This window comes from Pantoea cypripedii (assembly GCF_011395035.1).
Taxonomy (GTDB): Bacteria; Pseudomonadota; Gammaproteobacteria; order Enterobacterales; family Enterobacteriaceae; genus Pantoea; species Pantoea cypripedii_A.
The window spans coordinates 4,053,885-4,068,114 of record NZ_CP024768.1; the positions used below are offsets into that span (position 1 = coordinate 4,053,885).

Sequence of the window (14,230 nt, forward strand, 5' to 3'; positions counted from 1 at the left end):
GATTAGCTCAGGTGATCCAGCCAGCGCGTATAAGCCTGATCCCACAGGGCCGCTGGCGTTCCCGCCTGACCCAGGCCAAAACCGTGACCACCGCGGCTCAGCTCGATCAGTTCCACCGGCACCCGCATACGGCGGCAGGTATCGCGCATCAGTTCGGTATTGTGTGGATTGGAGGTGTGATCGTCTTCCGCCTGCGCCAGGAAAGTCGGCGGGTAGTTGCGGGTAACATAATTCTGCACCGACCAGTTAGCCTCTTCGGCTGGCGTAGCGTTGTTACCGACCATCATTAAATGGGTCGTGGTGTGTTGATATGGCGCTTCCAGCGTGATGACCGGATAGATCAGGCCGACGCTATCCGCCTTCGGCACCACCTGATCGAGCGGGTCCTGTGCCGGATACGAGTCGAAATCAGGCCGCGCCGCCGCCATGCCCAGCAGATGCCCACCGGCAGAAAAGCCCAGCAGATGAACTTTGCGCTCCATCGAACGCACCAGCCGAATGGCACGCTGCGCATCCTGCAACGGTGCCAGATGGCCCGCCTGCCACTTCTCACCCGGTAAGCGATAGCTCAGCACATAGGCGGTGTAGCCGTTGGCGTTGAGCCAGCGTGCCACCGGCCAGGCTTCACGCCCCATGCCGATCCATTTATACCCGCCACCGGCGGCAATCAGCACCGCTTCACCATTGGGGTTTTCCGGGCGAAAACGCTGAATCGCCGGTGAGACAACATTGGACCAGGAACCATTGGCGCTGATACGTAATAAACCGGATGGGCCACCGCCGCCGGGCGGATCGTCCGGCCAGAGAGGAATAATGTCATCACGGGCAAACAATTTGCCTGTGGTCATTGAAAGTACCGTTGCCCCGGTTGCCAGCAAAAGGCGGCGACGCGTTATCATCATGCTGTGAAGCCACTGTCAGAAAAGGGACAGCCTTCAGGCTGTGTCTCGTTATGGTGATGCAAGGTCAATGCCAAACGCTGGCGATTATGTACGCAATCTGTACAAAAAAGCTATAAAAAAACGCGCCGAAAAAGGCGCGTATTTTATGGTTAAAGCGGACGATAAAAAGATTTAATCTTCCTGCTGAAATTGTGTCATCACCGTTTGCTCGCATTGCTGCTGGTTATGACGTAACTGGCTGCGCTCATCGTCACCCAGTTGCAGCCAGGCATTGATCACTTCCTGTGCCGTCTCTTCATCAAATTCCGCTGGGCTTAACGCCGAGGGTGACTGGCTGGCCGCCATTTGTGACTTCATTTTTGCCACATAACTGTCCATGGTTCCGGTGCTTTTTTCATTGCTGACCAGATGGCACAGCTGGCTGGCATAGACGTTTTGTTCGCTATCCGCGTTTGCGTCATCCGCCAGCGCGCTGGCCGACAGCGAAAGCCCGAAAAGGGCAAGTAATAAAACTTTCATAACAGGCTCCTGTTGTTTCCAGAAAATCGTAGTCAGTCGTGTTGCGTGCGTGAAGCCTGACGGGCCGCACGCCAGTTAAGCAACGGCGTCACCGTTACGCCATGCAACACAATGCTGCACACCACTAACGTCAACGCCATATCCGCCATCTGTTCTGCCTGTGGGCCGTGCATACCGTGCACCCAGGCGTAAGCAATATAATTGATACTGCCGATGCCGCGAATCCCCAGCCAGCCAATCAGCAAACGCCGTGCGAATGGCAGGCCACAGCCCAGCGTGGTGATCCACACCGCCAGTGGCCGCACCAGCACAAACAACAGCATCGCCAGGCCAATGCCGGTCAGATTCCAGTGGTGCGCCAGCGTCACGCCCAGCACCACCATCATCGCCGCCGCCAGCAGGCGCTCGATAGTATCACCAAACGACAGCGCATCACCGACCACCAACCCCACCGATTTCACCATGCCGCTGCCACCGTGGGCCAGCCGCTGGTTAGGATTGACGCGTGCTTCAGCCGGTAGCAGATGCTCCTCTTCCGGCACATCCTGCGGGGGAAAACGCTTCACCACCCGCAGCTCGGCACGGCGTAAACCCACGCCCGCCGCGAAGGTGGCCAGAAAGCCGGAGGCATCGAGTGACTGCGCCGCCGCATAGCTCAGGGCAATCAGGGCCAGCGCGAGAATATCATTCGGTGCCACATCCTGATGAGCGCTGCGCAGATGGGTCGCCAGCTGGCCGATTACGCGGCCAATGACATAACCGATAACCATCCCACCCCCCATCGCCCAGACGGCATCTCTGGCGGCCCACAGGCTAATATCGGTCAAGGTGAGCGCGGGATGATGCAGCATCAGCAGCGCCAGCATCAACAATGGCAGCGCCGAGCCATCATTCATCCCGGCTTCGCTGGAAAGCGCCACGCGCAGTGCGTCGTCGTCACGCGCGTCGTTGACGGAAATCAGGCTGGCGAGCACCGGGTCGGTAGGCGCGACAATCGCGGCAAAGGCCAGCGCCAGCGGCCAGTCAAAACCGGTCAGCCAGCGCACCAGCAAGGTCATGCCCGCTACGGTGAGCAACATCGCCGGAAACGCCAGCCGCACCCCCACCCGCCAGGCATGGGCGCGCAACGGCAGACGCAGCTTAAGGCCGGTGATAAACAGCGAGGCGGCCATAGTGATTTCGGTGATGTGGGCGGCGAGATCAGCGTGCCCGAGAATATCGATTTGCAGCAGATTGAGCATCCACGGGCCGCAAAGGACACCCGCAAACAGGTAAAGACCAAATGACGTCACTGGCCCCCGGTGAATCCAGCCGGAAGCCAGTGACATTAGCAGCAACAAACCACCGGTTGCTGCCGTCCAGGCAAGAAAATCCATAACGCTCCGTTTTTATCAGGGATCTTCTTTAAGCCTGGCACAGGATATGACAATCAGTTTTTCAGGTGACGGCTCGCCAGGCGAATCATCAGGCTCAGCGCCGCAGCCAGGGTAGACAACGCAACCACGCCGGTCCAGCCCCAGTGGGCCAGCGCCAGGCTGCCCAGCGCGGCACCGGTTGCCATACCGATAAACACCACGGTGAACATCAGAGCATTCAGGCGGCTACGCGCTTCCGGTGCCAGGCTGTAGACCAGCGTCTGATGCGCCACCAGCGTCGCCTGTACCCCTAAATCAAAGCCCACGGTACTGATGATAATCAGCCCAAGCTGGGCGGATACCGGCAACACCGGCAGCAGAAACATCAGCGCAAAGGACACCATCACCAGCGTGGCGCCGTACTGGGTGACACGTGCCGGACCAATGCGGTCGGCAAAACTGCCCGCCAGTGGTGCAGCCAGCGCACCGGCGGCACCGGCGAGGCCGAATGCTCCCGCCACGGCGCTATCGAGATGGAAACGATCGCTCAGCATCAGCGCCAGGGTTGACCAGAAGGCGCTAAAACCTACCGACAGCAAGCCCTGGGCCAGCGCCGCACGACGCAGTGTCTGGTGGTGCTGCCACAGATGCGCCAGCGACAACAGCAGACGCGGATAGCTCACCGACGTGCCTGGCTGGAAACGGGGCAGCACACGCCACAGCGCCAGACTGATCAGCAACACCGCCCCCGCCGCCACCAGATACATGGTGCGCCAGCCGAAATATTCAGCCACCACCCCACTGACCACCCTGGAGAGCAAAATGCCGACCAACAGGCCGGTCATCACCGTGCCAACGGTTTTCCCCCGGCTGCGTTCCGGTGCCAGCGCGGCCGATGCCGGAACGATATCCTGCGCCACGGTGGCGGTTAAGCCGGTGACAAAGCTGGCGATCAGCAGCGCATTCAGGCCGCCGGAGAAGCCACACAGCAACAGCGCCGCCACCAGCAGCAAACCTTTAATCAGGATGATGGTGCGGCGATCGTGGCGGTCACCCAGCGGTGCCAGCAGCAGGATGCCGAGCGCATAACCGGCCTGCGTCAGCATCGGTACCATGCCGACGCTGCCAATGCTGGCATTAAATTGTTTGCTGATGATATCCAGCATCGGCTGGCTGTAGTAAATCGACGCGACACTGAGACCTGCGCCCGCCGCCAGTGTGAAGACCAGCGGTGCGGGTAGTGATTCAGTGACCCGTTCTGAAGATTGCGTCATGGCAGACATATTCATTTCTCCCCGTGAAAGTGCGCTTATTAAAGCGCGTCGCCGCCATACGCGGTAGACTGATGAAAGACAAAACCATTATACGTGGTACGTATGAGCCATTCTTCCAGCGTTGACCGCATCGAACTGATGCAAACCTTTATCCGCATCGTGGAGAGCGGATCGTTATCCGCCGCCGCCGCACAGCTTGGCACCACCCAGCCGACCATCAGCCGTCGTTTGCAGGCGCTGGAGCAACGGCTGGGGTTGAAGTTAATTCTGCGCACCACCCACGCACTGAAACTGACCGATGACGGTGAACGCTGCTATCAGCAGGCGCGTCAGTTGCTTGCCACCTGGTATGCACTGGAGGATGAACTGACCGGCGCGAGCGACGATCCGGTGGGCACCCTGCGCGTACGTGCGCCCCATGCGTTTGGTCAGGATCAGCTGGTCGCGCCGCTGGTGGATTATCTGCAACGCTATCCGCGTCTGAATGTGGAGTGGATGCTGAATGACCGCACACCTGATTTTGTCGCTGAAAACGTCGATTGCGCCATTCAGGTCGGCCCACCCACCGATCCCTCGGTAGTGGCGATTTTGCTGGCGGAAGTCCCCCGTTTTGTGGTGGCTGCCCCGTCGTTACTGGCAGCGCATCCGCCGGTAGAACGGGTGGAACAACTGACGTCTCTGCCGTGGCTGGCGCTGACCAGTTTTTATCACGGCGAGATTGCCCTGCAACGCCTCAGCGACGGACAGCCGCTGAATCTGGCGATTAACCCGCGTCTGGCAAGTGACAGCCTGTATGCGGTGCGCAAGGCGGCGCTGGCAGGAATGGGAGCGGCTGTGGTGTCGTCGTGGGTGGTGCTGGACGATTTAGCGCGCGGCGATTTGATTCAGCTGGTGCCAGAGTGGCAGGCACCGCCGCTACCGGTGTGGTTAACCTATCCGTGGGCCAGTTATTATCCGGCGAGATTGCAGAAGTTTTTTGCCATGATTCGTGAAGTGATGCCGCAGCTGGCAGGGGCACAACCCGCCAGATGATATCCCGTAACGGCGCGATAAATCGCGCCGTTACGGGACGGAAAATTATTTCTTTTCCGTTTTTGACATATTGTCCAGATATCCCATGACAAACGCCGACAGTACAAACGTCAGGTGGATAATCACGTACCACATCAGTTTGTCGTTTTCGACATTGCGCGCTTCCATAAACACCCGCAGCAGGTGAATCGAGGAAATCGCCACAATCGACGCCGCCACTTTGTTCTTCAGCGAGCCGGAGTCCATCTTACCGAGCCAGCTCAGTTTCTCTTTGTGCTCGGCGATATCCAGTTTGGACACAAAGTTCTCATAGCCCGACAGCATCACCATCACCAGCAGGCCACCGACCAGTGTCATATCCACCAGCGACAGCAGCAGCAGGATCAGATCGTTTTCCCCGATGCTGAGGATATCCGGCAGCATGTGAAACACTTCCTGGAAAAATTTGATGGTGAGCGCCAGCAATCCCAGCGAAAGTCCAATGTAAACCGGTGCCAACAGCCAGCGCGATGCATACATCAGGTTTTCGGTAAAACGTTCCATAATTTCCCATTAATCAACTGACAAGCCCGCGATTATAACCGAACAAGTGTGAAGTTATTTCAGCCCATCTTCAGAAATTTCAGGAGCTGGCGGCAGCGGCAGGGAAAGACGGAAACTCGCGCCACCTTCAGGACGGTTCTCTGCCCAGATGCGGCCTGCGTGGGATTCAATAATGGTTTTACAGATCGCCAGACCGAGGCCAACGCCCGGCACCGCCGATTCCTTATCGCCACGGGCGAATTTATCAAAGATGCGCGTCAACGCCTCCGGCGCGATACCGGGGCCGCTGTCCCAGATGGCGATTTCCAGCCGGTCATGTTCACGCCAGGCATGGATACCGTGCTGCGCCGCGTTACCGGCATATTTCAGGCTGTTTTCGATGATATTGGTAAACACCCGTTCCAGCATGCTGCTGTCACCTTTGATCAGCACCAGCTCATCAGGGAGATCGAGGGTGAAATCATGGCCCTTGAGCGAAGGACCCATGCTGCTCAGCGCGCCACCGATCACCTCATCCAGCGCCACCCACTCTTCACGCAGATTCAGCCCACCGGACTGAATGCGCGCCATATCCAGCATATTGCTCACCAGCCGGATGGTGCTCAGCGTCTGCTCACGGATCTGATTCGCCTGCGGGACATATTTTGACTCCTCGCTGGCGAGGTCGAGCATCAGCATTTCCGCCTGACCAAATAGCACCGTCAGCGGCGTGCGCAAATCGTGTGACAGCGCCGACAACAGCGCGTTACGCAGCTGTTCACGTTCGGCAGAAAGCCGTGATGCCGCTTCACTCTGCGACAGCGCCATTCGCTCCAGCGCGTTGGCAATCAGCACGGTAAAGGTTTCCACCAGTCGCTGTTGTTCCGGAATCATCAACTGACGCAGATTTTCCGGTTCCACCACCAGCAAGCCACGACAGTGGTTACCGCTTTTCAGCGGCAGAATCTGGTACGGCACCGCCGGTAAGGTGTCGGTGCCTGCCCCGGCCGGCTGGCCTTTGCTGTAGCTCCATTTGGCGATGGCGAGATCCGGCGGCGTACCCATGCTGCTGTCACCCACGGTCTGCAACTCGCCCTGCTCATCCGGCAGCAGCAGCAGGCTGCGCGCCTGCAACGTCACCTCAATCACCCGCTGGCTGGTGCTGGCGATGTCCTGTGGCGTCAGCGCGCTGCCGAGCGACTTCGCCATTTCGTACAAATGACGCGCGCGCTGTTCACGATAACGCGCCACCCGCGCCTGATAACGCACGCCCGCCGTCAGATTGCCGACGATCACGCCGACCGCCAGCATCACCGCGAACGTCACCAGATATTGCAGATCCGACACCGCCACGGTGCCGGTGGGGGCGACGAAAAACAGGTCAAAGGCGAGAATATTGATTACCGTGGCAAACACCGACGGCCAGCGACCGAAGCGCAGCGCGACAATCACCACCGCCAGCAAATAAATCATCACGCCGTTAGCGGGATCGAACTCCACCAACAGCCAGCGCCCGGCTGAGGTGACCAGAATGCACAGCACCAGCGCCATCAGGCAGCCGCGTAACTGCATACGCCATTTTTCCGCGCTGGCGCGCTGCCCGTTCAACGCGGCGGGCGCATCACGCACCGGCTCATCCAGCGCCACCACCAGCAGATCGAGGTCCGGCCCCAGCTCGCCCAGACGCTGGGCAAAACTGTCGCGCCGCCAGCGTCGCTGTGGCTGACGACCCGTGACGATTTTGCCGAGATTGTGCTCGCGCGCGTAACGTAACACCGCACGCGCTTCATCGGGGTCGGACAAGGTAGCGGTTTCTGCCCCCAGCTCTTGTGCCAGTTGCAGCGTGCGTAAAATGCCGCGCCGCCGCGCTTCCGGCAGGCGATTGAGGCGTGGCGTTTCAACGTATACCGCATGCCACTCGCTGCCGAGACGCGCTGCCAGCCGCGCAGCGGTACGTACCAGTTTTTCACTGCCGGTGTCATCGCCGATGCACAGCAGGATGGCGTCACGCGTGTGCCAGACTTTGTCGCGCCCCTGCTGATCGCGCCAGGCACGCATCTGGTCATCCACCCGGTCTGCGGTGCGGCGCAATGCCAGCTCACGCAGCGCAAACAGGTTGCCTTTACGGAAGAAGTTTTCGATGGCGCGTTCGGCGCGATCGCCGACGTAAACTTTGCCCTCCTTCAGCCGCTGACGCAGGTCGTCGGGAGGCAGGTCTACCAGAACCACTTCATCGGCCGCATCAAAAAAGGGGTCCGGCACGGTTTCGCGTACCTGGATACCGGTGACGCCGCCCACCACATCATTGAGGCTTTCCAGATGCTGCACGTTAACGGTGGTGATGACGTCAATACCGGCCTCGAGCAATTCCTCGATATCCTGCCAGCGCTTGGGATGGCGCGAACCCTGCACATTGGTATGCGCCAGTTCATCCATCAGGATCACCGCCGGATGGCGTGCCAGCGCCGCATCCAGATCAAACTCCGCATGGCGTGAACGACCGGTGGCCCGACGTGGCAAAACCGCCAGGCCTTTGAGCAAGGCGGCGGTTTCATCGCGTCCGTGGGTTTCCACCACGCCCGCCAGCACATCGAGTCCCTGGGCGCGCAGGCGCTGTGCCTCCTGCAACATCGCGAAGGTTTTGCCGACACCCGCACAGGCACCAAAGTAGATTTTGAGTTTGCCGCGATGGCTGTCACTGTGGTTCAACAGCAACGCATCCGGATCGGGGCGAGGCAGTTCGTCGTTCATCATCAATCCATTCATTCTCCGATCCCGTAGCGGCGCGATTTATCGCGCTATGCCGTGCATCGTGCCAGAAAACCTGCGCGATAAATCGCGCCGCTACGGTATGTGCCAGAGTGTCAGTTAGTTAACGCATCCAGCGCCATATTCAATCGCAGCACATTCACCGTTTCTTCACCGATAAACGGCAGCAGCGGACGTTGAGTGTGGCGCGTAATCAAATCCTCCACCTGCTGCAACGGTAACTGACGCGCCGCCGCAATACGCGGAGCCTGCCACAGCGCCGCTTCGGGTGAAATATCCGGGTCGAGGCCGCTGGCGGAAGCGGTTACCAGATCCACCGGCACCGCCGTCGGTGCCTGCGGGTTAGCCGCACGTAGCGCCGCAACGCGCTCCGCCACCGCTTTATCCAGCGCCGGGTTGTTACCGGCCAGATTGCTGCCGCTGGAGGCCTGGGCATTATAAGCGCTGTCACCGGTGGCCGATGGACGGCCCCAGAAATGGCCGGGCTGGCTGAAGCTCTGCCCAATCAGCGCTGAACCGCGCACCGCGCCATCCTGTTCCAGCAGCGAACCATTGGCCTGCGCCGGAAACCACCACTGCGCCAGCCCGGTGGTCAGCAGGGGATAAACCGCACCGGTAAGCACGGTCAGCAGCACTAACAATACAATAGCCGGACGTAACTGACTCATCTCTCTTCTCCTCACGCCAGACCGCATACGGTCAGCAGCACATCAATCGCTTTAATACCGATAAACGGCACCACCAGCCCACCCACGCCGTAAATCCACAGGTTACGACGCAGCAACGCCGCGGCGCTCAGTGGACGGTAGCTCACCCCTTTCAGCGCCAGCGGGATCAGGAACACAATCACCAGCGCGTTAAAAATCACCGCCGACAAAATGGCGGAGTTGGGTGAATGCAGCTGCATCACGTTCAGCATATTCAGTTGCGGATAGGTCGCCGCAAACGCTGCCGGAATGATGGCGAAGTATTTCGCCACATCGTTGGCGATACTGAAGGTGGTCAGCGAGCCGCGCGTCATCAGCATCTGTTTACCGATATGCACCACTTCCAGCAGCTTGGTCGGGTTGGAGTCGAGGTCGACCATGTTGCCCGCCTCTTTCGCCGCCTGGGTACCCGAGTTCATCGCTACCGCCACATCGGCCTGCGCCAGTGCCGGAGCATCGTTGGTGCCATCGCCGGTCATCGCTACCAGACGTCCTTCCGCCTGATACTGACGAATCAGCGCCAGTTTGGCTTCCGGTGTCGCTTCCGAAAGAAAATCATCGACGCCCGCTTCTGCGGCAATTGCCGCCGCGGTTAACGGGTTATCGCCGGTGATCATCACGGTTTTGATGCCCATTTTGCGCAGCTCGGCAAAACGCTCTTTGATGCCGCCTTTCACGATATCTTTCAGCGCGACCACGCCCAGCACCTGTGCGCCTTCCGCCACTACCAGCGGCGTGCCACCGGCGCGTGCCACCTCTTCCACCGCCGCATTGACCTCCGCCGGGAAACGGCCATTGCTGGCTTCAATATGGCGACGAACTGCATCCACCGCCCCTTTACGAATCAGGCGGTCCTGCACGTTGACGCCGCTCATGCGGGTTTGCGCTGAGAACGGAATAAAACTGGCCCCCATGCTGCTGAGATCGCGTTCACGCAGGTTAAATTTCTGCTTCGCCAGCACCACGATGCTGCGTCCTTCCGGCGTTTCATCCGCCAGCGACGCCAGCTGTGCCGCATCGGCCAGCTGCTGTTCGCTAACGCCAGGTGCCGGCAGAAATTGCGTCGCCTGGCGGTTACCCAGGGTGATGGTGCCGGTTTTATCCAGCATCAACACATCGACGTCACCCGCGGCTTCCACCGCACGGCCACTGGTGGCAATAACGTTCGCGCCCAGCATCCGGCTCATCCCTGCCACACCGATGGCAGATAACAAACCGCCGATGGTGGTGGGGATCAGGCACACCAGCAGCGCCACCAGCACGGTGATACTGACCGGGGTGCCGCCCCAGGCGGAGAACGGCCACAGCGTCACCGTCGCCAGCAGGAATACGATGGTGAGCGACACCAGCAGAATGGTCAGGGCGATTTCATTCGGGGTTTTACGGCGTTTAGCGCCTTCCACCATGGCGATCATCCGGTCAAGGAAGGTTTCCCCTGGATTGACGCTGCACTGAATCACCAGCCAGTCGGAAAGGATGCGGGTACCGCCCGTCACGGACGCAAAGTCACCGCCGGATTCACGAATCACCGGTGCCGATTCGCCGGTGATAGCGCTCTCGTCCACTGACGCGCCGCCTTCCAGCACCTCGCCATCGCACGGGATAATGTCACCGGCTTCCACCAGCACCACATCGCCTTTGCGCAGGCTATCCGCGGAGGCGTTTTTCCAGGCAGCACCGTAATGCGGCTCCGCCAGTTTTTTCGCATCGACGCTCTTTTTCACCCCTTTCAGGCTGTTGGCCTGCGCTTTGCTGCGCCCTTCCGCCAGCGCTTCGGCAAAGTTGGCAAACAGCACGGTAAACCACAGCCACACCGCGACCCCGGCGGTAAAACCGGCGCTACCGCTGAGCTGACCCGCGACCATGCCGATCGCCAGCACGCTGGTCAGCACGCTACCGAGCCACACCAGAAACATCACCGGGTTGCGAAACTGCACACGCGGGTCGAGTTTTTTCACCGCATCCAGTATCGCGGTGCGGGTCAATGCCGCATCAAACAGGGCCAGTTGTTGACGACTCATGATTCCGTTATCCCTGAATTAATTGCAGATGTTCCGCCACTGGACCGAGTGCCAGTGCGGGGATGAAGGTCAGCGCGCCTACCAGCAGCACAGTGCCAATCAGCAGGGCGACAAACAGCGGGCCGTGTGTCGGCAGCGTGCCGTTGCCCACTGGCTGCACTTTTTTCACCGCCAGCGAACCGGCAATCGCCATCACCGGAATGATGATGCCGAAGCGACCGACGAACATGCACACCGCCAGCAACAGGTTCCAGAACGGCGTGTTGGCGCTTAAACCGGCAAAGGCGCTGCCGTTGTTGTTAGCGGCAGAAGAGACGGCGTACAGCACTTCGCTGAAGCCGTGCGTGCCGGGGTTCGCCATACCGGCGCGGCCTGCCTCGGTCATCATCGCCAGCGCGGTGCCGATCAGCACCAGCGTCGGTGTCACCAGGATCGCCAGCGCGGTCATTTTCATCTCCCACACATCGATCTTCTTACCGAGAAATTCCGGGGTGCGACCGATCATCAGGCCCGCGATAAACACCGCCAGCAGCACGAACAGCAGCATGCCGTACAACCCGGCACCCACGCCGCCGAACACCACTTCGCCCAGCTGTATCAGCCACATTGGCACCATGCCGCCCAGCGCCGTGAAGGAATCATGCATCGCGTTCACCGCACCGCAGGAGGCTGCCGTGGTGATTACCGCAAACAGGCTGGAATTGAGGATGCCGAAACGCGTCTCCTTGCCTTCCATGTTGATAGCACTGTCCGCGCCGAGACTGAGGAAATGCGGGTTACCGCGCAGCTCCGCCCACATCACCGTCACCACCGCCAGCACAAACATCAGCGTCATCGCCCACAACAACATATGACCCTGACGACGATCGCCCACCTGCTGCCCAAAGGCGAAGCACAGCGCCGCCGGGATCAGGAAGATACTCAGCATCTGCACAAAGTTGGTCAGGGCATTGGGGTTTTCGAACGGATGCGCTGAGTTAGCGTTAAAGAAACCACCACCGTTGGTGCCCAGCATTTTGATCGCTTCCTGCGAAGCCACCGGGCCGAGCGGCAGCGTCTGCTGCGCGCCTTCCAGCGTGGTGAGCGCATGGTAAGGTTCAAAGCTCTGGATGCTGCCCTGGCTGACATAAAACAACGCGATCAGCAGGCTGATCGGCAACAACAGGTAAAGGGTGATGCGGGTCAGATCGCGCCAGGCGTTACCGAGCGTTGCCAGCGAGCGATTGGCAAAACCACGAATCAGCGCAAAGGCAACGGCGATACCGGTGGCTGCCGACAGGAAGTTTTGCACCGTTAATCCGGCCATCTGGCTAAAGTAACTGAGGGTGCTTTCGCCGCTGTAAGCCTGCCAGTTGGTGTTGGTGACAAAGCTGATGGCGGTATTCAGTGCCAGGTCCCAGCTGAGTCCCGGCAGATGCTGCGGATTGAGTGGCAGCGTGCCCTGCATCAGCAGCATCACCAGCAGCACGACAAAACCCAGCGCATTAAACAGCAGAATTGCCAGCAGGTAATGCGGCCAGCGCATGGCCTCACCATCGGCACCGGCAAACCGCCACAGCGCACGCTCGGTGCGCGGCAGCAGCGGCTTATCGGCAATCATCAGCGCCATAAAGCGTCCGAGCGGTTGTGCCAGCACCATCAGCACCAGCAGGTAAACCGCAATCAGCAGAAATGCGTTGGCAGCCATCAGAATGCCTCCGCGTTAAGCAGGGCATAGAACAGATAGCCCAGTAAGATAAATACCAGCACGATGCCGGTTATCACGCCCACACTCACAGCGACCTCCAGAGGATTTGGTTGTGCTGCAAGCATGCGCGTGGCGATATAAAGAAGGGGTAAAAAGGCGGATGTCGGGCGTAAAAAAAGTATAAAAATGGTCGAAAATCAGGCGCTTTGCAGCGCCCAGATACGATTAAGATCGACGTTTTGCCACAGGCCGCTGTCTTCCGCACCGGTGATGCTGTCAGTGCAAAAGCTATTGCCGAGATCGAGTTCTTCTGGCTTGATTTCGCGCTGCGCATGCAGTGACCAGAAGACATGGACTTTTGGCTTCAGCAGCGATTGTTCTCCCGCCTGCACCACCAACGCCACCCGTCCGGAAGCCAGTCGCACCAGCGATCCCACCGGATAAATGCCGATGGATCGAACAAAGGTTTGCAGCAATTTTTTATCGAAGTGACCGTGCCAGCTCAGCATCTTGTGCATCGCTTCGGCAGGGGTCCAGCCTTTACGGTAGGGTCGGTCTGAGGTCACGGCGTCATACACGTCGCACACCGCAGCCATGCGCGAGTAAAGGGTGATCTCCTCACCTTTCAAGCCATGCGGATAGCCACTGCCGTCCATTTTTTCATGATGATGCAGAGTGATATCCAGCAAATCCTCATCGGCATCGGCTTCCATCAGCATTTGCGCACCGACAATCGGGTGCTGGCGCATGATCGTCATCTCTTCCGGGGTGAGTCTGCCCGGCTTATTGAGAATTTCCAGTGGCACCGCCGCTTTGCCAACGTCATGCAACAAACCGCCCATGCCGACCCGCCGTTGCTGGTGTTCATCCAGCCCCAGTTTTTTGCCCAGCGAGATCATCAGGCCACACACCGCCATCGAATGCAGGTAGGTATAATCATCATGATTCTTCAGCCGTGCCATGCTGAGCAGTGCCGTGGGTTCACGGGTGAGTGACCCGGCGATTTCATCCACCAGGTTAATGGTCGAGTTGAGGTCAAGGCCTTGCCCGAGGCGCGCTTCGTTAAACATCGCCAGCACCCGGGGTTTGCCCTGAGTGAAGATGGCCTGTGCCTGGTTAATTTCCTGAAAATAGGGGGTTTGCGGGATCGCTTTTCTCGGTTCAGGGGGCTTTTGCGGTGCCTGCACCGATTTATCAAGATCGATCCATACCTCAATGATCCCTTCGTTGCGGATCCAGGCGATCTGGCGTTTATCAGTGATCAGCATCTGGTTGCGAATGCGTTTGTCTTTGATCCACCAAACCTCCAGTTTGTGGACAAACATCCCCGGCCGCAGTTCGTCAACGGTAATCAGCTTTATCACGATATCTCTCCTTAATATCAGTGGGTGGTAGAGAGATATCGGCAGCTGAACAAAATTTCTTCAGGCGGTTTTGTGCGA

Annotated in this window: 12 protein-coding genes; 1 reads left to right on the forward strand and 11 read right to left on the reverse strand. The window is 59.1% G+C overall.

The genetic code is table 11. The annotated features are described in order from the left end of the window. Positions 1-2: 2 nt before the first annotated feature. The 4 genes from CUN67_RS18970 to CUN67_RS18985 form a co-directional block, all read right to left on the reverse strand. Positions 3-899: an alpha/beta hydrolase gene (locus CUN67_RS18970; RefSeq protein WP_208717272.1), complete on the reverse strand. Its 897-nt coding sequence runs from the start codon at positions 897-899 to the stop codon at positions 3-5. Positions 900-1,073: 174 nt separating this feature from the next. After that, positions 1,074-1,421: a hypothetical protein gene (locus tag CUN67_RS18975; protein ID WP_208716817.1), complete on the reverse strand. Its 348-nt coding sequence runs from the start codon at positions 1,419-1,421 to the stop codon at positions 1,074-1,076. Positions 1,422-1,453: 32 nt separating this feature from the next. Then, a complete protein-coding gene (locus CUN67_RS18980; protein WP_208716818.1) occupies positions 1,454-2,797 on the reverse strand; it encodes a cation:proton antiporter in 1,344 nt (447 codons plus the stop codon). 53 nt (positions 2,798-2,850) lie between these two features. Then, entirely contained in the window at positions 2,851-4,059 is a 1,209-nt protein-coding gene (locus CUN67_RS18985) for an MFS transporter (RefSeq protein ID WP_208716819.1), read from the reverse strand. 93 nt (positions 4,060-4,152) lie between these two features. Between CUN67_RS18985 and CUN67_RS18990 the strand changes: the two genes are divergently transcribed. Next, positions 4,153-5,082, forward strand: coding sequence for a LysR family transcriptional regulator (locus tag CUN67_RS18990; protein WP_208716820.1), 930 nt, complete (start codon positions 4,153-4,155; stop codon positions 5,080-5,082). Positions 5,083-5,127: 45 nt separating this feature from the next. Here CUN67_RS18990 and CUN67_RS18995 read toward each other — a convergent pair whose 3' ends face one another. The 7 genes from CUN67_RS18995 to CUN67_RS19025 all read right to left on the reverse strand — a co-directional run bounded on the left by CUN67_RS18995 (position 5,128) and on the right by CUN67_RS19025 (position 14,152). Beyond that, on the reverse strand, positions 5,128-5,625 hold the full coding sequence (locus CUN67_RS18995) for a TIGR00645 family protein (protein ID WP_084877678.1): 498 nt from the start codon (positions 5,623-5,625) through the stop codon (positions 5,128-5,130). A 54-nt stretch (positions 5,626-5,679) separates the two neighbouring features. Continuing rightward, positions 5,680-8,355, reverse strand: a complete 2,676-nt coding sequence (kdpD, locus tag CUN67_RS19000; RefSeq protein WP_208717273.1) for a two-component system sensor histidine kinase KdpD — start codon at positions 8,353-8,355, stop codon at positions 5,680-5,682. Positions 8,356-8,468: 113 nt separating this feature from the next. Further along, on the reverse strand, positions 8,469-9,041 hold the full coding sequence (kdpC, locus tag CUN67_RS19005; protein ID WP_208716821.1) for a potassium-transporting ATPase subunit KdpC: 573 nt from the start codon (positions 9,039-9,041) through the stop codon (positions 8,469-8,471). 11 nt (positions 9,042-9,052) lie between these two features. Then, the gene (gene kdpB, locus CUN67_RS19010; RefSeq protein WP_208716822.1) at positions 9,053-11,101 is read right to left on the reverse strand and encodes a potassium-transporting ATPase subunit KdpB; all 2,049 of its coding nucleotides are present in this window, start codon (positions 11,099-11,101) and stop codon (positions 9,053-9,055) included. A 7-nt stretch (positions 11,102-11,108) separates the two neighbouring features. Further along, positions 11,109-12,788, reverse strand: coding sequence for a potassium-transporting ATPase subunit KdpA (gene kdpA / locus CUN67_RS19015; RefSeq protein ID WP_208716823.1), 1,680 nt, complete (start codon positions 12,786-12,788; stop codon positions 11,109-11,111). After that, positions 12,788-12,877 carry a K(+)-transporting ATPase subunit F gene (kdpF, locus tag CUN67_RS19020; protein ID WP_084877689.1) on the reverse strand — a complete coding sequence of 30 codons (90 nt, stop codon included), beginning with the start codon at positions 12,875-12,877 and terminating at the stop codon, positions 12,788-12,790. The genes kdpA and kdpF overlap by 1 nt, the downstream gene beginning before the upstream one ends. Positions 12,878-12,985: 108 nt before the next feature. Then, complete coding sequence (locus tag CUN67_RS19025; protein WP_208716824.1) at positions 12,986-14,152, reverse strand: HD-GYP domain-containing protein; 1,167 nt, start codon at positions 14,150-14,152, stop codon at positions 12,986-12,988. Between the last annotated feature and the right edge of the window lie 78 nt (positions 14,153-14,230).

What these genes read in the sequence shown, in the direction of transcription:
- CUN67_RS18975 (WP_208716817.1), bottom strand. Translation starts at nt 1,421, where the DNA reads ATGAAAGTTTTATTACTTGCCCTTTTCGGGCTTTCGCTGTCGGCCAGC.
- kdpA (WP_208716823.1), bottom strand. Translation starts at nt 12,788, where the DNA reads ATGGCTGCCAACGCATTTCTGCTGATTGCGGTTTACCTGCTGGTGCTG.
- CUN67_RS18985 (WP_208716819.1), bottom strand. Translation starts at nt 4,059, where the DNA reads ATGTCTGCCATGACGCAATCTTCAGAACGGGTCACTGAATCACTACCC.
- CUN67_RS18970 (WP_208717272.1), bottom strand. Translation starts at nt 899, where the DNA reads ATGATAACGCGTCGCCGCCTTTTGCTGGCAACCGGGGCAACGGTACTT.
- kdpB (WP_208716822.1), bottom strand. Translation starts at nt 11,101, where the DNA reads ATGAGTCGTCAACAACTGGCCCTGTTTGATGCGGCATTGACCCGCACC.
- CUN67_RS18995 (WP_084877678.1), bottom strand. Translation starts at nt 5,625, where the DNA reads ATGGAACGTTTTACCGAAAACCTGATGTATGCATCGCGCTGGCTGTTG.
- kdpC (WP_208716821.1), bottom strand. Translation starts at nt 9,041, where the DNA reads ATGAGTCAGTTACGTCCGGCTATTGTATTGTTAGTGCTGCTGACCGTG.
- CUN67_RS18990 (WP_208716820.1), top strand. Translation starts at nt 4,153, where the DNA reads ATGAGCCATTCTTCCAGCGTTGACCGCATCGAACTGATGCAAACCTTT.
- kdpD (WP_208717273.1), bottom strand. Translation starts at nt 8,355, where the DNA reads ATGAACGACGAACTGCCTCGCCCCGATCCGGATGCGTTGCTGTTGAAC.
- CUN67_RS18980 (WP_208716818.1), bottom strand. Translation starts at nt 2,797, where the DNA reads ATGGATTTTCTTGCCTGGACGGCAGCAACCGGTGGTTTGTTGCTGCTA.